Source organism: Streptomyces sp. NPDC104761 (assembly GCF_055583445.1).
In genome coordinates this window covers 35967-57459 of sequence record NZ_JBVJNZ010000003.1, presented here as the reverse complement: position 1 = coordinate 57459, position 21493 = coordinate 35967, and the positions used below count along the sequence as shown (strand labels likewise).

Sequence of the window (21493 nt, the reverse complement as noted above, 5' to 3'; positions counted from 1 at the left end):
GTTCGCGGCGCCCATAACTCGTACCAGAATCATGTACCAGTGCGGTACCGTTTTCGAGTACCACCAGAAAAGAGGTGCCGCCAGATGACCATAAGCGCCAGCGAGGCCCGCAAGGACCTCTTCCCCCTCATCAAGCGCGTCAACGACGACCACACCCCGGTGCGTATCAGCTCCAAGAGCGGCGACGCGGTACTGATGTCCGCCGAGGACTACGACTCCTGGCAGGAGACCGTCTACCTGCTGCGCTCCCCCGCCAACGCGCGCAGCCTCATGGAAGCCGTCGCACGGGACAGGGCCGGCGAGGCCGTGGTCACCAGGACCATGGCGGAGCTGGAAGAGCTGGCGGGTGACGGGTGAGGAGCGTCCACTTCGACCCGGCCGGATGGGAGGACTTCCTGTTCTGGCTCGGCTCGGACCGTGCCATGGCCCGCAGGATCACACGGCTGATCGGCGAGATCCAGCGCACCCCCTTCACGGGCATCGGCAAGCCGGAACCCCTGAAGGGTGACCTGTCGGGCTACTGGTCACGCCGGATCGACGACGAGCACCGGCTCGTTTACCGGGTGGACGAGAAGGAAGTCAAGATTCTCAAGGCCCGCTACCACTACTGAGGCCACCGCTCGCCCCTGCGGTCAACACCCTGCCACGTCATCCGCCGGACGGGGTGCGGAGCACGCCGCACGCCATCACGCGACAGGAACCCGGCCGCTCTCCGTGCCGCTGTCGCCCGCCTCACCCCCGACACCCTGCCCGAGTTCGACACACACCGGGCGGAAGCCATGGGCCCGTCATGATCTAGTGCCAGGAGGACAACCGCGATCCCCGGCCGGGCCGCTCGCGCAGCCTGCCCTACTTACGGGCTGCGGCCTCGTACCGGTCGACCTGATCACGCAGAAGTTTGGTGGCAGTATCGGCATCCGCGTCCGTGAGGCCGCCGGTCCCCACGTTGATCAGGGTGGGCCCGTCGAGGGTGAACTGCTGGAGCAACGTGGTGCCGTCGCTGTCGATGCGTACGCCAAGGGACCGGTCGCCGAGCTTGTCCACGCTCATAGGCGAGTACTTCAGCACCGACCCCTGGTAGGTCTCCTGGTGACAGCCCTCGAGCGCCTTCGCCATCGCGGTGAACGACTCGGCGGCATCGCTCACGCTCGCGTACTGCCGAATGCCGGCAGTGGCAACCGTGGCGGTGAACCCTCCGCCCTTCTGGAAGGTGCGGGAGACCTGGATCTGCGGCTTGTGCGGCTGACGGTAGTCGCAGAAGGTCTTGTCGCCTGTGCTGGTGCTGCTGTCCGTCGACCAGCCGGCAGGCATCTGGGACAGCGACAGCAGAGCGGACGTGAGCTGACCCTTTGTGAGAAGCGCTGCCTCGGGAGTCGAAGAGGAAGATGCGGGGCTGGACACGGCGGAGCTGTTCGGCGCGGAAGGCTTCGCAGCCGTGGGCGTCGTACTGCTGCTGCAGGCAGCGAGCGCCACGGACATGGCAGCCACGCCAAGCGCGGCGAAGCATTTCCGGTTGAGCACAGAGATCGTCCCCCGAGAGATATGAAGAAGTAGCGGAGAGCATGAATGCTGCGTGAAGCTTATGTACTCATGAAAGCTGCGCTACTTCGGGGTGGGCCCTGGCCGGGCAGGGGCGCCCCGCATCGTTGTCCCACACCGGCAGTCGGTTGACGTTGCGTTCGGCTGCGACCGCGTCGCCGCTGTGGGCCGGGCCGACACCACTCGGCAAACGAACGCCGCCCATGGCCACGCGCACCGGTGCCCCTGCGGGGCCGCTCATCCCCGTGCCGGACAGGAACGCCGCCGTCCGCCTCAACCCCGAAGCCGCTTGTACTCCACGTGTGCGTAACCGCAGCTCGAAGACCCAGGCCCAGCGTGACGTCGTACTCCCTGCCCACCGCGCAGGAGCCCTTGTTCGACGTACCGGACTCTTGATCCAGCATGACCTCCACGTCGCCCAGTCCGGCGTCGTTGAGTGCGGCGGCAAGGACGGGGATGCTGCGCTCCCAGGAACGCGCCTCCGAGGTGCCGGGCCGATAGCCGTGCATGTGGACGAAATTGTCGGTGAGGTGCAGGAACAGCGAACCGTCGAGTGCCATGACGGCGACCATTTTCGCGGACGCACGGAACAGCAAGGACTTCCCCCAGGCAGCACGAAAAGACTCGTGCGGGTGGGGGCATGTCCTTCGAGACTCCACCGGCGTGGAGCGGAAGCCCGTCGGGCCGCGTTGACGTGTGTCTGAGAGTACCTGGCGGTACTGGCAGTGGTCAGTGACGGCGACCCGGTGCGCAGCTCTCGGCGAGCTCGGTGAGTTGGGCCTCCGGAAGTCTTCGGGCGCGGCCGCCGGGGAACGCGGCATCGCCCACCGAGGCCATGAACGCGTTGAGGCCCAGTGCATCCGGGTGTGCGCTCAGGATGCGTGACTCCACGTTGCCCGCCGGTCCTCCGTGGTGCCGTCGACCGTATGCGCCGTCCAACTCTGCCCGGTACAAGAGGTTGCACGCTCCGGCACCGAACCGGACTTCACGCAAAAAAGGTCGACGTCGGCGAACCCAACCTGCGGAAGGAAAGTGAAGGCAGACGAGTCGGGCTGTACGCCGGGTATTCCTGAGCACCCTTGTGACCTGCGCTTTTGCGAGCCGTATCGGTTGTGACCTGCTAGGACGGGTTGCAGAGGCGATCGGAGGCAGTCAGAGGAAACCGCTCTGATTCGACCCGGGTTCGACCCGAGCTGCTCGGAGCCAGCCAGAGGCAATCGCCCTCTGCTTGGCCCCGAATCAGCCGAGGTCAGGACCGTGTCGAACCGGTGAGGACTCCTCTGGCGGCCCTCCGAGTCGTTCTCGGTCGAGCTGTGATGGGGACGCCTGCCTCTGATGCGGGGCCAGGCATACGAAGGCCTCCAGGACGGCAATCCTGGAGGCTTCGCTTGGCACCGATTGGAGGTCGGTTCCGGACACCACCCGTGGTTTTAGCGGGCCTGAGTGGCGTCCACGTCCTTGCGAGACGACCCCACAGTGCCACACCACACCCACCAGGCAGACCCATCCCAACGACCCATTCACCCTAGCGAGCGACTGGGGCTTCACCGGCTGTCTCCGGCTGCGGCTGACCTGGTTCTGCTCGGAGACCTCACCGGCCGCTACGCGGCGGGAAGCTACAGCAGGCTCGGCTCCGACCGCCGGAGCGTGGTCCTGCGCGCGGACCGTCAGGGCGCGGCCGAGCACGGTCACCGCATCACTGCGGCCATCGCCTGCCATGTCGCCCGCGCCGGCGGCAGCGTCGACCAGCTCACGCAGCTCCTGCTGCACCCCGACCACGAAGGCGGACGGCACACCCGGCACATCGCGCTGCGATCCGGGCAGTCGCGCGCCCTGGACTACATCCGCCGGGTGTGGGCCAGCGCCTCGGACGCAATCAGCACCACCATCGCACTGGGCTCCCGGCACGAGGCGTACGAGGTCCTCGCCGCACTGCGCGACCGGATCGAAACGACACCGTGGCGCGGGGAACGGGGCCGGACCGCGCTGCGGGTGCTGCGGGCGCACCTGAACTTCGCCGAGATCGCGGGCGGCCCCCTGCACCACGCCAGTGAGCGGCAGACCGCGGAGGAAGCCGGAATCTCCCGCACGACACTGCGGGCCGTCTACGAGACGGTCCTGAAGCCGGGAGGTTGGCTTCGCCGCCTGCGAGCCGGTCACGGCCAAGAGGGCTCCACCTGGTACCTGGGCGACGGCACCATCCCCGGACACGGCGACCACGCTCTGCTGTCTCGTTTCCGGTCCACTCAGTTCCCCCCCGACCCGGCACTTGAGGAGTGGACCACCCCTGAGACGGCCACGACGGCCGACATCGACTCCACCGTCCTCAGCCACCTGATGGGCCACGACGCCTTCGCCCACCACGCCCTCGGCAGCGCCGCTCTCCTGATCATCAGTGCCCTGCACCTGCGCCCCGACCAGACCGTTGCCGAGCTCGTCGGTACTTCTTCGGTCTCCCGCGCCACCACCTACCGGACCCTGAATTGCCTCGCCGACCACGGTCTCGTCCAGCACACCGGAGAGACCTGGGTCCTCACACCGCGTGCCCTGGAGGGTTTCGGTATCCACCTCCCGGACGACGCTGGCAACGGCCACACGGAGGCACAGGGCTGGGCCGACATCGCCGAGCAACACGGCACCTGGGGCATCGCAGCCCAGCGCAAGGCACTGCACGCGGCCGAGCGTGCGGCCTACCAGGAGGCACTGGACCGGTTTGCGGAGCACCGCCGCAGGGCCGTGGTGATCGTCCGCGACGGCCGTCAAGTCCTGGTACCCATGCCGCGCCCCGATGAGATCCCGCCCACGTGGCACGCCCCGCACGGGCGCGTCCTCGACCCGCTCACCGGCCGTCCGGCCGCCGACTGGCGGGTGGCCACCGACGGCCGACTGATCCTCATCACCCCATCCGACCAGCGCAGTTACGACGAGCTGGCCGCCGCCCATGCCGAAGCCCTCAGCGAATGGGAGTCCGTCGCATGAAGCCAAATCCCCCGGCCACGCCTGGCGCGAGCGAAGCGGTGACGCCCGAGTCCCTGCGTAAGCAGTACGAGTCCGGTGCCACGGTCGACGAACTCGTCGCCACCAGTGGGCTGTCGTACGGCACGGTCCTCAACCGGCTGCACGACGCCGGGACCGAGATGCGCACCTCCTGGCAGACCCGCCGGCTGCGGCAAAACCCCCAAGCCCGCCGCCGCCTCGCCGCCCACCTGCGCACCCTGTATGAGCAGCACGGCGCAACCCTCACCGAACTCGCCACGGCAGCAGGAGAGACGAGGCGCGGTGCCCGGCGCCTGCTGATCGAAGCCGGCGGCACCGTGCGCACCACCCAGCAGACGCAGCGGGTGCGTGCCGCAGCGCGGGCCGCCGAACGGTACAAGGTCGCGCTGTCCCTACGGGTCCGGTACGAGGCCGGAGCCACGGTCCCGGACCTCGCCAGGGAGCACAGCTACTCCGTCGCCACCGTCTACCGGCTCCTGCACCAAGCAGGCACCCGCATGCGGCCCCAGCACCACCACGGCCCGGCCCACGACACCACGAAGCGCTCATGAACGCCGCCGCCCTCGCAGGTGTCCCCCGCGGTGCCTGGCAGATCAAGAAGGCGACCGCTCGCCACTCCGGCCGCGACAGGACAGCACGGGCACCCCCGTCGTCGGCCCGCGTGCCGAACCGTGCACACAAAACAACGTCCCTTCCCCCTTCAGGAGATCAAGCACACGTGAACGAGAACACCCGTCACAAGACCCTGGCCGCAGCCACAGAACACGTCTGGGACGCGTTCGTGATCGTCGTCGGCATGCTCAAGGGCGGTACCGGCAAGACCACTTCGGCCTGGTTCATCGCCCTCTACTACGCCGTCGTCCTTGGCCTGCCCACGTTGCTGCTGGACGCCGACGCGACCAGTCAGTCCGCCTACGACTGGTTCAAGGTCGCCCAGGCCGCCGGCTTCGAGATTCCCGAGAACCTGGTTGTCGAGCGGTACCCGTTCGACGACATCGCCGAGTACATCCGAGTCAAGCGCGCCGAGTTCGGCGCGATCGTGGTCGACGCCGGCGGCGGCAGCGCCCGGATCTTCCACGAGGCTGTCACCGAGGCGAACCTGCTGCTCGTCCCGGTCGCCCCCACCAAGATCGAGCGCCGCAAGCTCGTGGCCACCTTCGACGAGGCCGAACGCGCCGCCGCACGCAACGAACACGGCGTCACCGCCCACGTCGTCATGGTCAAGGCCGACGACCGCACCAGCCTGCCGGGCCGGGCAAAGGACCAACTGCTCGACCCCGCCGAGGGCGAGGGCATCGGCCTGGACCGCGACGAGGCGTTCCCACTCGCCGAGACCACCATCCACTCCTGGGTGCACTACATGGAGGCCTTCGGCGAGATCCCCACCGAGCTGAGCGAGTACGCCAAGCTGATGAAGGAGCTGACCGCAGCATGACCGAACGTATGAAGCCCCCGGCCCGCCGCACTGGTCGCACCCTCGGCGGCGGGGCCAAGAAGACGACTCCTCCGCCCCCTCCCCCGACCGCCGAGCTCACCCCCGCGCAGTACGCCGCCGAACAGGCCGCGGCCCAGGACGAAGGCCATCCCTCTGCCAGCGAGCCGCAGGCTCAGCCCGTACCTTCCGCCGTTCCCGCCGAGGCATCGGCGCACAGCCGGACCGAGGCGGTGCCCGAAGTGGCACAGGCCTCCGCCCAACCGACTGCCCAGGCGCCGAGCGGCTCCGTGGGGGAGCCGGCCGCAAGTGAGCCGGTTGGCCCGGACGTCGTCGCCCCCGAGGCGGGGCCCGGTGGGGAGCCGGTGGAGCAGCAGGTGACGCCTGTGGTCCCGGCTGCCCTACCTGGAGTATCTGCGCCCCAGGCCACGCAACCGGCCGAACCTGTTGCGCAGCATGGTCCGTCTCCCGTCACGTCCGCGGTTGCTTATATGGCCCCGGCCGGCGAGGTTGCAGTTCGTCCGGCAGCCTCTCCGGTCGCCGCCGGTACCGCGTTCCCGGTGAGGACCGATGGTCCGGGATCTCACCAGGAGCAGCACGTGCGACCCGAGGCAGCACCCAGCGAGGGAACGCCGTGGGCTCACGGCCCCGGCCGCCCCAAGGACATCCCCGAGACGGCCGTGATCCTCAACCAGCGCATCATCACGCGCGAGAGCCTCGACTCGTCAGTCCCTGCGGCGCTGAAGCTCAAGAAGCGGATCAAGCGCTTCGCGCTGGACAACGAACTCGACCACCTGCCCATCGGCGACATCGTCTCCGTCGCGCTGGACGAATGGCTCACCGTACGCGGCTTCTGACGCCGCGTTCATCCCCAGGGTGTCCGCGAACACTTCTCTCGTTCGCGGACACCCATCCCATCGACTATTCCACTAGTCGGCTAGGCGGCTAGGCGGCTAGGCGGCTAGGCGGCTAGGCGGCCAGCTAGTCGACTAGTGGACCGGACTGGAGCAGCCCATGCCCGATCTCTCACGCCACGCCCGTCAGCTGCGTGAACTTGCTGACGATCTCGACGCGCAATCCGACCCGACCAACAACCCGTTGGCGCCCCATCCAGACACACTGGAGGTCGTCAGTAGCCGCCATACCAGTCGTGGGCAGATCAACTACGCCGTCCCCGACGCCCTCCAACTCCAGAGGCGCATCCGGCGATACCACGCGGACCACGGCATCCAGCACGGCGACATCGTCGCCATAGCCCTCGACGCATTCCTGCGCGCCAAGGGCTATCCTCCCGACCTCACCCCACCCAAGGCCGAAGAGCAGTGATCACAGGGCAGCGGAGCACGGGATGTAGGCGGGGGCCGAGATGTGCCGAGCCGTCGACACTGCCGGCAGTGAACGGCCCGGCGCAGTGCCGGGCCGTTCAGCGGTGTGGTCTCTACGAGGACGCGGTCACCCGTGCGAGTACAGCTGCACCTCCGCGAGATTGGTGTAGCCGCCGTGTCCGTCGTAGACCCGGATCATCGGTTGCGACGTCGCCGAGGCGAGCGGGAACACGTACCACTGGTCGCCGGCGGTGATGCCGGTGATCTTGACCAATGTCGTCCAGGTGCTGCCGCCGTCGCTGGAAGCCTGGATCAGGTCGCCATTGGCGCGGGTGGGGAGGTCCGCCCTCGGGCGGATTCGGACAAGGTCGAAGTCCAGTGTCGTTCCGCTCGGAGGGGTGACGGTGACCCATCCGTTCTTGCTCGTGGTGTCGGTGAAGGTGGTGGTGTCTCCGTCGAACATGCGGTACCCGTTGGCCTCGGCCGTGCTCTTTCCTGGGTATTGGACGGTGGAGGCGGTCACCCAGCCCTGTTGGACGTCCAGTTTCTTGGCGTTGGTGTTCCACAGCTGCAGTGACGTGCCGTCCGTCGTGGCGATGACCGTGCCTCCGGTTGCGCCCGCCGTGGTCGTGTAGTCGACGGCGAACTGCAGGGCACGCCCGTATGCGACGTCGTCGGGCAGTACCGCCGTGGCGGTCCAGTGCTGGCTGTCGGAGCTGGTCACCTGCGCGTCCACGCCCTCGATCGTGGCGGTGACGTTCTTCAGGGGTTCCGTCGCGCCCATGGTCAGGGTGACGGTGTCACCGTTCTGGGCCATGGTGGAGTTGCTGTCGTTGGAGGCGACGGAGACCGAATTCATGGCCGTGGACATCTCCACGCGCTGGCCGTGGATGCGGAATTCGCCGAAGCTGGTGATGCCGGGGTAGGCAGGGTCGGTGGGGACGCCGGGGTCGTCGACCTGGATCTTCAGGAACCGGAACGACTTGTCCTTCACCGAGTCGAGGACCGGGATCGTCTCCATGGCGAACTTCTCGTCGGTGGTGTCGGTGGTCTCCCGGGACGTCAGCAGCGTCCAGGTCCTTCCGTCGTTCGACCCGTAGACGTTCGCCCCCTGAGAGCGGTTGGCGAAGTTGTAGTAGGCCTGGAGTCCGAACGCATCGGCCTGGATACGGAAGCCGACGCCGAAGTCGAGGACGGTGGGGGTGGTCACCGAGCCGCCCGCGTTGGTGTTGTTGTCACCGTCGAGCACGGTGGCCATGTCGACCTGCGACCACTGTGCGGAGGTCGCCAGGCCCCAGTAGTCGAGCGACCCGTCGTCGGCCATCCTCGGGTTGAGTCTCTGCAGTCCGGCGACGGCGTTCTGCAGGGCGGTGAGGTCGTCGGCGAAGGTGGCGGAGTCGGCGGCCGAGTCGATGTCGGCCTTGGCTGCCGCCTCCTTGTCCTTGACCGCGGCCTCGGTGGCCCGGACGTACGCGGTGGACGGGTCGTAGCCCGCCAGGGCCGCGGTCACGGCGTCGGCACGGTTGGCGGAAGCCACGAGCGTGATGCGCAGAACGGTGTCGGTCGTACCGTCCGAGGCCACGATGGAGGTGTGCAGGGTTCCGACCTGGCTCGCGGTGGGGGTCCAGGTGAGCTTGCCGGTGTTCGCGTCGAGGCTAGCCCCCTGCGGCAGGTCACCCCCCGCGCTGTAGGTCACCGTGCCGCTTCCGGAGTACGTCGCCGAAAGGTCCGCAGCGAGGGGTTCGCCGGCCACCGCGATCAGGCTGGTGTCGCTGCCCTCGGGGAACTGCGGGGGCGAAAGCTGACTCTTGGCGTCCAGGTTGACGGCGTCGATGTCCACGTCGACCTTCCGTGACCCGACGACCGTGTAGTACGCAATGTCGATGTTGCCCATGCCACCGCGCACCTTGGTGTTGTCCATGTCATAGGTGACATACCGCCAGGCGCCCTGCGTGTTGGGCAGGGTGAGTGAGTAGTAGGGCGCGCTGGACATGTTCCTGCGGATCTGCAGCGTGGCCGTGCCGTTGGTGCGCACCAGGACACCGACCGGGCTGTAGCCGGTCTGGCTGGGATAGAGCAGCGTGCGGATCGCGAGCGTGGTGCCCTTGTGGCGCGCCTTCATCCGGACGTAGCCGCGGTCACCGTCCTGCAGGGTCGAGATCCCGCTCGTGATGGGGGTCGACCGTGTCTCGGCCTGGATCAGCGAGTCGTTCTGCACCGGCGGGGTATTGCCCGCCAGGGCGGCCGGGAAGGACAGCCACGCGTCCGGGGTCCAGTCGGGGTTGCTGTTCCAGTAGTTGTAGGCGGTGGTGCCCCAGTAGAACTGCGGGCCGTCGTCCTGGGTCGTCGCCACCTGGGTGATGCTCGGTGCGACCTGCTCGACGTCGACACCGAGCTGGTACTTGTACACGTCGTACAGCTCGTTCGTCGGGTCGAAGATCCGGCCCCGGAACCCCTCGACCGGTACTCCGCCGCGTCCGCTGACGTCGATGTACGGGATGTCCTTGCCCAGCATGTAGGAGAAGAACTGCTCCGAGCCGCGCAGCAGCCGGTCGTCGCCGAACCGGTACGGTGAGACGGCGTTCTCGCTGGTGGACACGGTTCCCTTGACTGGGTCGAGGCGCGTGCCCTGCACATCGACCAGCCGCGCCAGCTGGGTGAGCATGCTGACGTCGTCCCAGGCATGCGCCTGGTCGCGCCACATCTCGTTCACCTGGACGAACGACCGCTTGTAGGTGTTTTGCGGGTCCTTCTTGGAGATGAAGGGCATCAACTTGGTCAGGGCACCGTTGGTGGTGCTGTCGGTGTTGCCGGAGTTGACCGAGAACCACTCGACCGCCTCGTCGTAACGCGGCTTGTTGTCGGTGAAGATGTAGCCGGCCATCGCGCCGACGAGCGCGTAGTTGTGCTGGTTCATGAAGTACGTGTTGCTGTGGAGGAAGGTGTCCGTCAGCGGCACGACCAGGTTGTTCGTGAGGCTGGTCGTGTCGCTGTCCTCCCACTGGAGGTCGTAGTCGTCCGTCCCCTGGTTCACGCTTGAGTAGCGCAGGATCTCGGCAGCCGCCAGCATCCTCATCAACGGCACGCCGGTGTGTATGCGCGCGTCCGCGTAGACCTGGTAACCGTCCGGATCCATATGGCTCCAGATCCGGATCAGCTTCATGCCGTTCTCGCGGTACACGGGGTCGCCGGTGATGTAGTACAGGATCGCCTGGGTGTATGCCCGGAACGCGTCGTCGATGAACTCCGACTGCACGCCGGTCGAGTTGAAGGCGGAGTACTTGGGCGTGTCCAGGGCCGTGCCCTGGTTCTGCGAGCTGAACGTCCTGGAGGCGTACTTGGTGCTGGTCATGGCCGCGTAGTAGGACGCCCAGGGCTCGGTCCCCGCCAGCACCTGCGTCCGCGCGTTCTCCAGGGAGTCCGCGGTGACCGCGACGCCGGGATGGATGAAGCCGGCGCTCGACGTCACCCTGGTCAGGGTGGGCGCCGGGTAGTCATTGGCCGAGGTGGTGGCCGTGCTGTCCGTTGCGCCGAACGCTGCGCCGGGAACGACTACCAGCGCGAGCAGGGACGCGAGAAGGGCCACCAGGGCGATCGGGAGCCTCCCCCCTCCCCGACGCCGTCTCGCCTTGACCGAGTTGAGGTGCTCCGGCGGTGTGGCACGGAGACCTCTCCTCAATGTGGATGACATACGACTCTCCAGTGGTTGCGACTCCCCGAGGCGGGCGTACCGCCCCCTCGGTGTTCGTTCGGCGGATGCACGTGACCGCGTCACCCCGCCGTAAGTCCCGTTCCGGGTCCTGACTTGAATCGAAAGAACTGCCGCCGCGCAGTGCGGCTGCGCGCCTTGAGTGAGCTCAGCCCGCCTGCACGCGCCCCCCCCGTCCTGCTCACTTCAGGAAGTGCCGCGGAGGGCCGCTGCACGAGGGGCTGCAGAGGGCAGAACACATGAAGGCGTGGTGGGCGGCTACTTCACTGCCGTCCAGTGTGTAAGCGTTGCGGAGCGGCAGGTCGGCCACCGCGGCCAGAGACCAGGTGCCACGACGGAGAAACTGCCGCGTTCTCGCGGGATACGGCATCCCACCGCTCTGTGTGGGATGCATACGGCGTCCGCACCCGGTCGGTCCGCGTCCCCGGCTCGATGACAACGGGCATCGCGGCCGGCCCGGCGCCATGGGCGCCACCGCGACGCAGGATGAGGTGGGCCGTCGAGGCGGCCGTCCGGACCGCCGAAAGGCTGTGCCGCTGTCCCATGGCTGTCCTCCTCGACAGCAGAAACCGTACCTGGCCGGAAAGCGCATAGAAATCGTTAACTACCGGCGGCGGCCTACGGTAGGTGACGAAGAACCCTTTACGGAAGGCTCCTGCGCCCACATTTCTCCAGCAGGCCAGGGCAGAGTAGGCAATCGGCAGGATGCGGCGCTCGTCGAGTCGCGCTCCTTGACGGGGCGCAACCCAGCTCCTAACGTAGATAACGTTTTCCTTCCGCCCAAGGAGAGATGCACCCTCGTGGCCGGTCTGGGCAGGTGGAGGCGCATGGGGAAGGTCGAGCCTGAAGTACAGGCAGCACAGTGCCGAGGCGCGGGTTGTCCGGCCCCCTCCGTTCCGGTGCGCAGTTTCTCGACCTGACCGTGTGGGTCGCCTGCGCGGCCGATCCACACGGGGCGGCGGCGTTGAAGGGGCCGATCGGGTGGGCCTGCCTGGGGCACGGGGGAATCCCGACTGGCTCATGCGGGTGACCATGCGAACGACGACCAGAGCCGTGATCAGTCGGTGGAACAACCTGATCCGCGAGGTGACGGAGGCGATGGGTCCGTCACGGCCACCCAATCCTGCGGCTCTGGCCGAAGGTCCGATCTCTCGGAAAGGGGGTGCGCGTGAGGGAGCGCCGTGAGGCCGTCGCCACCGGATCGGCGCAGGTCACGCTGGCAGACGTGGCGCGCGAGGCCGGTGTATCGATCGCCACCGCGTCACGCGCCGTCAACGGCAGCGACCGGCGGGTTCGCCAGGAGCTGCGGGGGCGGGTCCTGCAGGCTGCCGCCAGGCTGCCTTACGCGGTCAACACTCAAGCCCAAGCGCTGGCCCGCGGGCAGAGCAACGGCGTGAGCCTGGTGGTGAACGACATCGCGGACCCTTACTTCTCATCCATCGCGGCAGGGGTTGTGCGCGCCGCCAAGGACCGGCAGGTGCTCGTGACCGTCGGCAGTACAGCCGGCCGTCCAGAACGCGAACTCGACTATCTTGGCGCGCTGCGTGCTCGGCGCGGGCGCGCCGCGATCCTGGCCGGCGGCGGCATCAGGGATGCAGGGCTTCGGCGAGCCCTGACCGAGAAGATCCACGCCTTCGAAGCGCGCGGCGGCCGGGTCGTCGTGATCAGTGAGCCACTCCTGCCCGCGGACAGCATCGCCATCGAGAACCGAAAAGGGGCCCGGCGGTTGGCAACGGCGCTCGCCCACCTCGGCTACCGGCGCTTCGGGATTCTGGCGGGGCCCAGCGACCTGCTCACCGCCCAGGACCGACTTGCAGGATTTTGTGACGGGCTCAGCAGCGCCGGGGTGTCGGGGCCGGAAGCAGTCGAGCGGGGAGAGTTCACCCGCGACGGCGGCCATACGGCGATGTCGGCCATGCTCGACGCTACTCCGGATGTCGAATGCGTCTTCGCGGTCAACGACGTCATGGCTGTGGGAGCCATGGCGGCCTGCCGTGAACAGGGGCTCCGTCTTCCCGAGGACTTGGCGCTCGCCGGCTTCGGCGACATCGTCACCTTGCGGGACATCTACCCGGCCCTGACGACCGTTCGCCTGCCCTTGGAACAGATAGGTGCCACCGCTCTCGACCTGGCGCTGGCGGACAGGGACGAAGCCGCACCCCGGCAGCACCGATTCGAAGGCGACCCCGTCATACGGGCGAGCACGCCCATTCGGCAGCGCTGAGCCTCCCCGCACCGGCGCCGGGGCGAGAGGTTCGCCGAACAGGTTGAGGGACGCGCCTTCCGTTGTGGCCGCCGGACAGTGCTGCTCCTAAAGGCCCTGGGCCTCGGGCCTTGGCGCCAGAGGGCGTGCCGTTGAACGGATCGCGCTCCCCATGTGGGCGCCGGTCGGCAGCTCGACACACCCGCGGCTGATCCAGCGCCTGGAGCTGCCCGCGGTCGGCGAGGTCGAGGTCTTTCGGCGTCGACGGGTTCACTTTCGCCACCTCCCACGGTCCGGCCTACGCGCTCGCGCTGCTGGTCCATGGCGGGGCGGCGAGGGACGGTTGTGGTCCCCCCTCCGGTCGCCCTGGCCTATCCCACGCAGCGCACGGCGAGGAGGTCGAACAGCCCCTCCCCTCGCTCGCCCGAGTGCGGGCCACACCCGGGCCACGTGCCCTTCATGGAGGACGCGTTCTCCCAGCAGACCTGCCGGCCTTGCGTGCCGCGCACCTCCGGCCCGCGCTTGACACCCCGGACGACGTCATCGCCAGGTGCCATCGAGCTTGTACACCGACCGGGGTACGGTCGGCGTCCTCCCGCACAGCGAGACGTGCCTCAAGGCGCGTAGGCGCCCCACGCTCACCGTCTGGACATCCGCGAAGGTCGCCTACGGGGAAGTTGGCACCCTGGCAGTGTTCGGTTCGCGAGTCGGGTAACGGCTCCGCACCAGCCACTGTCCGCACCGGAAACGCCCCGCGCGCCCAGACTCTTTCAGCGAGAACCGGGCGGATGCACTGACCACTTGACCTACTTCAGCAGAGGCAGCGCCGGAAACCCGTACCCCTCCCACAGCCGCCGCGCCGTCTCCTCGGGATACGGTCGTGTCTCCGGGGCCACGTCCATGACCCTCACCAGCCGTTCACTGGGATCGTAGGCGGGCCAGCCCGGATGCCCGGTTCGAGCAAAGGACGACCACGCGCTCTGGAAATCCGCGGTGAGCGTCTTCGCCTCCGGCGGCACCCCGCTGCCCGCGAACAGGAGATTGCCGAGGTCGGCCTCGTACGTGCCGAACAGGAGTTGGACGTCCATGCCGTGGCACGCGCCGAGCACTCCGCCGAGGCCCGGGGCCGGCCAGGTGAGTTCGTAGACGTACGCCTGACCTCCGCCGGCGCTCTGCGCTTCGGCCAGGTGCAGGCTGGGCATGTTGAACAGCCAGTCCGTGTGAACGCGTTCGTACAGCTCGCCTGGTGCGGCATCCGGGTAGGCGGCGCGATAGGACTGCTCGCCGTCGGGACCGGGGCCGAAGGTCCGCAGCGCTTCCGCGGTCTCCTCTTCGGTGACCTTGCCCAGTTTGCCGCCGAGGACGACGAACAGCCGGTACTCGTCGCGGTTGTGCCCGACGAGTAGATCCACCTCCCGTCCTGCGCCCGCAGCCAGCGCCTCCCAGGGGGTGCGAGGCAGCACCTCGCCGTCGACCACCGGAGAGAAGGGCGTGGGTGTAGGCGCCAGCTGACCCCACCGGTCCGCGTACTCGCGCATCCTCGCCCCCACCGCCTCGCCCGCCACTGTGAGTCGGTGCGGATCCGCACCGGACAGGGCAGCCGCCGTGGGGTCGAGCCCCGCCTCCCGGGCGATCTCGATGGCGACGTCCCGGGCGAGTTCGTCGGAGAAAAACGTGCCGGGCAGACTCTGGACGATCGCCCGGTGGAAGAGACCCCGAGCGCTCGCCATCGCCAGCAGTGAGGCGACACCGCCCGCACCGGCCGACTCCCCGAAGACGGTGACCTGCCCGGGGTCCCCGCCGAACGCCGCGATGTTGTCGCGTACCCAGGCGAGCGCGGCGACCTGGTCCAGCAGCCCCCGGTTCGCGGGCGCCCCGTCGATCCGGGCGAACCCCTCGATGCCCACACGGTGGTTGAAAGTCACGACCACCAGGTCGGTGGCGCGCGCGAGGTGCTGGGCGTCGTAGCCGGGGCTGCCCGCATGGCCCGCCTTGTAGGCACCGCCGTAGATCCACACCAGGACGGGACGGCGGCCGTCGGGGTCCGCGTCGGGTGTCCAGACGTTGACGGTCAACCAGTCGTCGCCCATGGGCGCGTCCATCTCGCCCGTGCGTCCCTGGAAGGCCATGTCCTGAGGAGGCGGCGGGCCGAAGGGCCACGCGTCTCGGATCCCGTCCCAGGTGGGGGCAGGGCGCGGCGCCTGGAACCGGGCCTCGCCAACGGGTGGTGCGGCAAACGGGATGCCCCTGAAGACCACCAGGCCCTCCTGGTCCCGTCCGCGCACCTGGCCGGTAGTGATGCGTACGACCAGATCGTCTGCCACCGTCATCGTCGGCTCCTTGCTGATGCGGGCAGGTGCGAGTTACGCGACCCACCCAAGCGCATAAAACTTGATTAAGGCAACCAATCAAATCGATGCGGGCTCGGAGCAGACTTTGATCACCCGCTCAGGATGGCTGGTGACCGTCTCTGTCCCGGGGGCCCTCGTCCAACCGTTCACACCCGAGCGCTCCCTTCCCGAACAGCACGAACCCCGCAAAAAGGGATTCAAGTCGGTGATCCGATCGTCAGCACCAAGCTCCCGGCCCTCGACGCGGAGGGCCGGGCGATGGTCCGCGCCATGATCGACGGTTTGCGGGCCAGGCTGGAGCAGGCGTTGCTGGCAGCGGGGGCCGGTGAGCGACGCGATCGCCGCGGATCCTCGCGCGCTGCGGGCGAGTTTCGCGTACTACCGGGCTCTGGACGAGACGATCACGCAGAACGAGCAGCGCAGCAAGACCCGGCTGACGCTGCCGGTGCTCGTTCGTCGGCGGCGCGCTGTGGGGCGGCGCGAATGCCGCCCAGACGATGCGGCTGGCGGCCGACGACGTCACGGAGGTCGTCCTCGACAACTGCGGCCACTACCCGGCCGAGGAGCAGCCGGCGCGGTTTGCCGAAATCCTGGAGGGCTTCCTCGTGGCCAACCCGTAGCAGGCACGCCACACGGCTGAACTTCGCGAGCGACAAACGGAAGCGCCTGGACCGGCCGACCATGTCGAGCGGGCGATCTTCCAGGGGGCATCTGGCAGAACAGAGCACGCCTCCACCGCGCCCTCGGCTACGTGGCGCGACAAGTAACGCCTGCCACCCTTGGCGAAGCGCAGGAACCCACCTCGCGGTCCGCCCGAACGAATCAGGCGGACTCCGCGAAGGGGGGCCAGAGTAGTACGCAGGACCTCGGCGGCTCGGGCGTACGTGCCGTAAGACGCCGGTTACAGACTGCAGGTCAACGTCCCGAAGCCGAGTTGGTCGAAGCCGCCGCTGGTGGAACCGTAGTCGCCGCCGCCCCCCTCGGGGCCGACCAGGCTGGCATAGGCTTCGCTGTACGGCGCCTGCAGACCCTTCAGTACGGCGTAGTGGTTGTAGATGAGCGCCCAGCAGGGGCGGACTCCGCCGCGGCCCGCCGATGAGATCGCCGTCTGCGAATTCAATGTGCCGCAGCCGGATCCGTCGTACCAGCTGTAGGTGGTGTAGGAAACGCTGTTGCCCAGGTTGTACTTCGCCACGTACTCACACATCTTGAGGACGCGGTTATCCGCATAGCCGAACAGGTCGATCCTCTGGTTCCACGCCATCTGACAGAAGGCGCCGACGAGGGCGACGTCCAACAGGCTGTGGCTCTGGTCTCGGCCTGCCTCCTGGCACTGCGCCGTCCCGTCCGAATACGTGAACGGGGTCAGGTTGCGGATCGAGCCGTTGCCGGCGCCGGAGTAGAAGTAGTTGACCGCTTGATTGACCTTCGCGCTGTCGTCGCAGAGGATGCCGATCGCCAGGATCGAGGACATGTTGCAGAGATCCCAGTTCGCCCAGTAGTGCTTGACGCAGGCACCGTTGTGGTTGACCAGAAAGGCGTTGTTCACCGGGTAGAACACCTTGAGCATCATGTTCTGGAACGCAGCCAGGTCGAACCCGGGGTAGTCCCGCATGATTTCTGCGGCGTTGGCGAACTGGTAGCCGTACAGGCCGGCCGCAAGATATCCGTCGGAGGAGCAGAGACTGATGCCCTGGAGTGTGGACGACCACCCGTTGAGGATGCCGACCGCGCAGTCGGCGTGCGCGGTGTCGCCGCTGATCTTCCAGCGCAGGGCGTTCTGATACGCGGCAGCAATGTCGTTGTAGGCGATGCTGTAGTTCTCGCCACACCCGGAGCCGCGGACGATGTCAGCCTGCGGGTTGGGTGTCCAGCTGCTGGAAGAGTGCGAGTTGCTCACCAGGCGGTCCCAGCCGGCCTGCCACGGCTGGCGACCGGCACTGACCTGAGCCGCCATCCGGTCGAAGTCCGCCCGCGTGTGGAGGAGGCCGGGATGCGCGTATGTGGAAGCTGCGGCCCCTATTGCCGCTCGACCGGTCAGAACGAGGGCTCCCGTTCCGACTCCGGCGACTTGAAGGAAGTTTCGGCGACTGATGTGCGATGCCATGTGTCGACCTTTCATTCTTCCGCTCGTGCGGCTCGTTACGGCTTTGGTTCACGCACGGAGGCGGCCGGAGCGGAATGCTGTGCGCTGACGGCCGGTCCTGCATGGGATGTCGTCCGCGGAAGGGCTCGGCGGACATATGGGTTCGACGGTCGCCAAGGAGCCCGCGGAGCTGGGCGGGCGCCGGGCATGCCTGCAGGCGCTTGGTGGTTGAGGATGTGATTGCGAACAGAGTTCGCCGGGGCGGGGCGGTGCCCCGCGGGCTGCCGTGGCAGCCCTCTTCAGGGAGGACTTTCGGCGGTGTGTCCGACGAGGCCACGCGAGGCTGTCGGTAACGGGCTGTGTCAGGCGGCTCTTGACACATGCGGTACCGCACTGCATCGGCGCGGGTTGCGCGCGGACGTTCGAGCGGCGGTTGGCGCGACCGTCCACGGAGACGAAGACGGGGGCGGGTGCGGGTGCGGCCATCAGAAATCGTTTGCGGTGGACCATAGGGCTGCTCCCCACCGCCCGCAAGACATCGCGCCGATGAAAATACGGCGAAGGCTCTGCAACTAATGATCTTCCGGGATGCCTGATCCACCCGGGAACGGGCTTCCCCGTCAGGCATTCATCCCGCGGGCTCCGGTCGTCCCCGTGGCAGCAGGCCAGAACTGCCCCCAGGACACCGACGATGCGAAGTCACACCGATCGCAGCCATCTCGACCTCGCCGGCCCTTCATCTTGTGCGCCCGTGGCAGCCCGGTGCGAAGGACGAGCCCGGCACTGGAGCACCGGCCCCATGCCGAGTCGCCACAGCGCGACCTTGAACCATTCAAGCGGCGGCCGTCGGTGCACGCGCCGGCACTCACAGTTGTGCACCGCCCTTGACAACGGAGGGGACCTTACAGATAACGTTTTCTATCGAGAGATGGCCTTGCACGGAGGCCGTCGCCGTCGAAGTACAGGTCGCCACCATGCAAGACCAGTCAACAGGAGCGTCAGCCCTGGCATCTCGCCGTGCTGTCGGCCTCCAGGCGATGTCTCAGCGGCCGGGAAGGGGACTCAACGGTGAGATCGAGCACCTGTTCACCGGAAACGACGACCCACGCCGTGTGAGGGTCCGGCGGCCAGGCACTCGCGGGCTCGCGTCGATGAATCAGGTTCCGTGCAGCGGACGGCCCCGGCACGACCGGCCACCCCGCCAGAACGTAGTGCGCCCGGATCACTCCCTGGTGATCGAGGTGCGGCCGACGGATGGAATGCCTACGAAGGACCAGCGCGAGCCGCTGCAGGTGGTCGTCGATCTAGCTGTCAGGAGCTCCCATGGCAGCGACGGAGTCATCTCCGGCCCACCCCGCTCAGCCGCCGCGTCTGCCCACAGCGCCGGGGCCCGTCCGTCGAGCAGGCTGCACCGGCACCGGCCACCAGTTCGCCTCCGGCAGGGCGGCCCGCCCACGGCCTTCCGGCACCAGGGCCCGGCGGCACTGTCGTTCCCCGCGGTGACCCGATCTCGTCGTCGCAGATCCGGCCCCAACCGTCGTCGGCTCTCCGGCTGACGAGCAGCCTGTGCCAGCCATGCCTTGACCCCCGTCAGCCCAGCCGGACCAGGCCGTACGATTCCGCCTTCGCCTGGCGCCCTCCGTTCAAGGCGACTCCGTATCCACCAGGAGCGCCGGTCCGCCCTCCCCCAGACCACGGCCGAACCGGCCTAGCGACCAACCGCGTTTCGTTCGTATTCCTCCGAGTTCCCCCTACCAGAGCACGGCACGGCCCCACCGAGGTGTGGCCGCCTGCAGAAGCGCATCGAAGGAGTCACCATGGCCCCCACCCCCCGCCTCGCCTTCGGCGGTGACTACAACCCCGAACAGTGGCCCGAGCAGGTCTGGGCCGAGGACATGGCCCTGATGCGCGAGGCGGGCGTCACCATGGTCAGCGTCGGGATCTTCTCCTGGTGCCTGCTGGAGCCCGAGCCCGGCGTGTACGACTTCGGTTGGCTGGACCGGCTGCTCGACCTGCTGCACGAAAACGGCATCCAGGCCGACCTCGGCACCCCCACCGCCGTGCCGCCAGCCTGGTTCTACCAGCGCCACCCCGAGGCACTGCCGGTCACGAAGGACGGCCAACGGCTCGCTTTCGGCAGCCGCGGGGCGATATGCCACAGCTCGCCCGCCTACCGCGCCGCCGCCACCGGCATCACCACCGCGCTCGCCGAGCGCTACGCGGACCACCCGGCCCTGGCCATGTGGCACGTGCACAACGAGTACGGTGCGCCGGTCTCGGCCTGCTACTGCGACACCTCCGCCGCCGATTTCCGCCGCTGGCTGCGCGCCTGCTACGGCGAGGGAACGGACGGGCTTGCCCGTCTCAACGACGCCTGGGGTACAACCTTCTGGGGGCAGCGCTACACCGAGTGGACGCAGATCGGCGCGCCGAGCCGCACCCCGACCACCGGAAACCCCGGCCAGCAGCTGGATTTCATCCGCTTCTCCTCGGACGCGATGCTCGCCAACTTCACCGCCGAGCGCGACATCCTGCACCACCTCTCCCCCGGCAAGCCGGTCACCACCAACTTCATGACAGCGCCAAGCCAGAACTCAAGAGCGGACTACTGGAAATGGGGCGGTGAGGTCGACCTGGTCGCCAACGACCACTACCTGATCAGTGCGGCCGACCGTAACCACATCGAACTGGCCATGGCCGCCGACCTCACCCGTTCCGTCGCCGGCGGCGCACCGTGGCTGCTGGTGGAACACTCCACCGGCGCGGTCAACTGGCAGCCGAGCAACATCGCCAAGCGCCCCGGCGAGCTGGGCCGCAACAGCCTGGCCCACGTCGCTCGCGGTTCGGACGGCGCGATGTTCTTCCAGTGGCGCGCCTCCCGCTACGGCGCGGAGAAGTTCCACTCCTCGATGCTGCCGCACGCCGGCACGGACAGCCGGATCTGGCGTGAGGTCAAGCAGTTGGGCGCGGACCTCGCGCGACTCGGCGAGCTCGCAGGGACGCGGACGGTCGCGGACGTGGCCATGGTGTGGGACTGGCACTCGTGGTGGGCGCAGTCCCTGGAGTGGCGCCCGAGCGAGTACCACCGGGCGGACGAGCGCACCGAGGCCTTCTACGAGGCCATGTACGACCGTCATCTGACCGTCGACTTCGTCCACCCCGAGCACGATCTGTCCGCGTACCCGCTGGTCGTCGTCCCCGCCCTCTACCTGGCCACCACCGGCGCCGGGCGCAACCTGAACCGCTATGTGGAGAACGGCGGCACCCTGGTCGTCTCCTACTTCTCCGGCATCGTCGACGAGCACGACAGGGTCCATCCCGGACCGCATCCCGGCGTGCTGCGCGACGTCCTCGGCCTGACCGTCGAGGAGTTCCTGCCGCTGCGCGTCGCCGAGACCGTCAGTCTCGCCGGGAACACCGACCACACCGGCGGCGTCCGCCTGACGGGCGATGTCTGGGCGGAGGCCGTGGTCCCGCTCGGCGCCGAGACCGTCTGGCACTACAACGACGGCCCGGCGTCCGGCGCTCCGGCCGTCACCCGCAACCAGCACGGCGCGGGCACCGCCTGGTACCTGTCCACCCGCCTCTCCCCCACGCAGCTCGGCGAGGTCCTGGCCCTCGCCTGCGCTGACGCCCGCCTGCCTGACCGCAAGGAACTGCCGCGCGACGTGGAAGTGGTGCTGCGAGAGGGCCCCGAGGCCGCGTACATGTTCGCCCTGAATCACAACCTCGTCGATGCAAAGGTGCCGCTGACCCGACTCGGCACCGAGCTGCTGACCGACGAACGCGTGGCCGGACACCTCAGTGTCCCGGCGGGCGGCGTACGCGTGGTGCGCCTGGACCCCTGCTGA

15 protein-coding genes and 1 pseudogene are annotated in these 21493 nt (G+C 68.2%); 10 read left to right on the top strand and 6 right to left on the bottom strand.

Annotation, left to right across the window (positions count from 1 at the left end):
- Positions 1 to 84: 84 nt before the first annotated feature.
- Together ACZ63F_RS10020 and ACZ63F_RS10015 are read left to right on the top strand one after the other, a co-directional pair.
- Entirely contained in the window at positions 85 to 357 is a 273-nt protein-coding gene (locus tag ACZ63F_RS10020; RefSeq protein WP_067040800.1) for a type II toxin-antitoxin system Phd/YefM family antitoxin, read from the top strand.
- The gene (locus ACZ63F_RS10015) at positions 354 to 611 is read left to right on the top strand and encodes a Txe/YoeB family addiction module toxin (protein WP_294010994.1); all 258 of its coding nucleotides are present in this window, start codon (positions 354 to 356) and stop codon (positions 609 to 611) included. The genes ACZ63F_RS10020 and ACZ63F_RS10015 overlap by 4 nt, the downstream gene beginning before the upstream one ends.
- 238 nt (positions 612 to 849) lie before the next feature.
- On the opposite strand, the gene ACZ63F_RS10010 is transcribed toward ACZ63F_RS10015, so the two are convergent.
- From ACZ63F_RS10010 to ACZ63F_RS10000, 3 genes and pseudogenes are all read right to left on the bottom strand, one after another.
- Positions 850 to 1311 carry a hypothetical protein gene (locus ACZ63F_RS10010; RefSeq protein ID WP_469709994.1) on the bottom strand — a complete coding sequence of 154 codons (462 nt, stop codon included), beginning with the start codon at positions 1309 to 1311 and terminating at the stop codon, positions 850 to 852.
- Positions 1312 to 1934: 623 nt separating this feature from the next.
- Positions 1935 to 2135, bottom strand: a pseudogene (locus tag ACZ63F_RS10005) (ATP-binding protein); the annotation flags it as partial.
- Between the two features lie 133 nt (positions 2136 to 2268).
- The gene (locus tag ACZ63F_RS10000) at positions 2269 to 2430 is read right to left on the bottom strand and encodes a hypothetical protein (RefSeq protein ID WP_469709993.1); all 162 of its coding nucleotides are present in this window, start codon (positions 2428 to 2430) and stop codon (positions 2269 to 2271) included.
- Between the two features lie 756 nt (positions 2431 to 3186).
- Here ACZ63F_RS10000 and ACZ63F_RS09995 point away from each other — a divergent pair.
- The 5 genes from ACZ63F_RS09995 (at position 3187) to ACZ63F_RS09975 (ending at position 7294) form a co-directional block, all read left to right on the top strand.
- On the top strand, positions 3187 to 4518 hold the full coding sequence (locus ACZ63F_RS09995) for a helix-turn-helix domain-containing protein (RefSeq protein WP_469709992.1): 1332 nt from the start codon (positions 3187 to 3189) through the stop codon (positions 4516 to 4518).
- Positions 4515 to 5087, top strand: coding sequence for a helix-turn-helix domain-containing protein (locus ACZ63F_RS09990; protein ID WP_469709991.1), 573 nt, complete (start codon positions 4515 to 4517; stop codon positions 5085 to 5087). Before ACZ63F_RS09995 ends, ACZ63F_RS09990 begins: the two co-directional genes overlap by 4 nt.
- A gap of 167 nt (positions 5088 to 5254) precedes the next feature.
- Positions 5255 to 5971: a ParA family protein gene (locus tag ACZ63F_RS09985; RefSeq protein WP_469709990.1), complete on the top strand. Its 717-nt coding sequence runs from the start codon at positions 5255 to 5257 to the stop codon at positions 5969 to 5971.
- Between the two features lie 596 nt (positions 5972 to 6567).
- Positions 6568 to 6825 carry a hypothetical protein gene (locus tag ACZ63F_RS09980; RefSeq protein WP_469709989.1) on the top strand — a complete coding sequence of 86 codons (258 nt, stop codon included), beginning with the start codon at positions 6568 to 6570 and terminating at the stop codon, positions 6823 to 6825.
- A gap of 157 nt (positions 6826 to 6982) precedes the next feature.
- Positions 6983 to 7294: a hypothetical protein gene (locus ACZ63F_RS09975; protein ID WP_469709988.1), complete on the top strand. Its 312-nt coding sequence runs from the start codon at positions 6983 to 6985 to the stop codon at positions 7292 to 7294.
- Between the two features lie 126 nt (positions 7295 to 7420).
- Here ACZ63F_RS09975 and ACZ63F_RS09970 read toward each other — a convergent pair whose 3' ends face one another.
- Complete coding sequence (locus ACZ63F_RS09970) at positions 7421 to 10879, bottom strand: Ig domain-containing protein (protein WP_469709987.1); 3459 nt, start codon at positions 10877 to 10879, stop codon at positions 7421 to 7423.
- A gap of 1291 nt (positions 10880 to 12170) precedes the next feature.
- Here ACZ63F_RS09970 and ACZ63F_RS09965 point away from each other — a divergent pair.
- On the top strand, positions 12171 to 13226 hold the full coding sequence (locus ACZ63F_RS09965) for a LacI family DNA-binding transcriptional regulator (RefSeq protein ID WP_469709986.1): 1056 nt from the start codon (positions 12171 to 12173) through the stop codon (positions 13224 to 13226).
- A gap of 785 nt (positions 13227 to 14011) precedes the next feature.
- Here ACZ63F_RS09965 and ACZ63F_RS09960 read toward each other — a convergent pair.
- On the bottom strand, positions 14012 to 15535 hold the full coding sequence (locus ACZ63F_RS09960; RefSeq protein ID WP_469709985.1) for a carboxylesterase/lipase family protein: 1524 nt from the start codon (positions 15533 to 15535) through the stop codon (positions 14012 to 14014).
- Positions 15536 to 16053: 518 nt separating this feature from the next.
- Here ACZ63F_RS09960 and ACZ63F_RS09955 point away from each other — a divergent pair.
- A complete protein-coding gene (locus ACZ63F_RS09955; protein WP_457779599.1) occupies positions 16054 to 16176 on the top strand; it encodes an alpha/beta fold hydrolase in 123 nt (40 codons plus the stop codon).
- A gap of 281 nt (positions 16177 to 16457) precedes the next feature.
- On the opposite strand, the gene ACZ63F_RS09950 is transcribed toward ACZ63F_RS09955, so the two are convergent.
- A complete protein-coding gene (locus ACZ63F_RS09950) occupies positions 16458 to 17663 on the bottom strand; it encodes an alginate lyase family protein (protein WP_457779598.1) in 1206 nt (401 codons plus the stop codon).
- A 1796-nt stretch (positions 17664 to 19459) separates the two neighbouring features.
- Between ACZ63F_RS09950 and ACZ63F_RS09945 the strand changes: the two genes are divergently transcribed.
- On the top strand, positions 19460 to 21493 hold the full coding sequence (locus ACZ63F_RS09945) for a beta-galactosidase (protein ID WP_469709984.1): 2034 nt from the start codon (positions 19460 to 19462) through the stop codon (positions 21491 to 21493).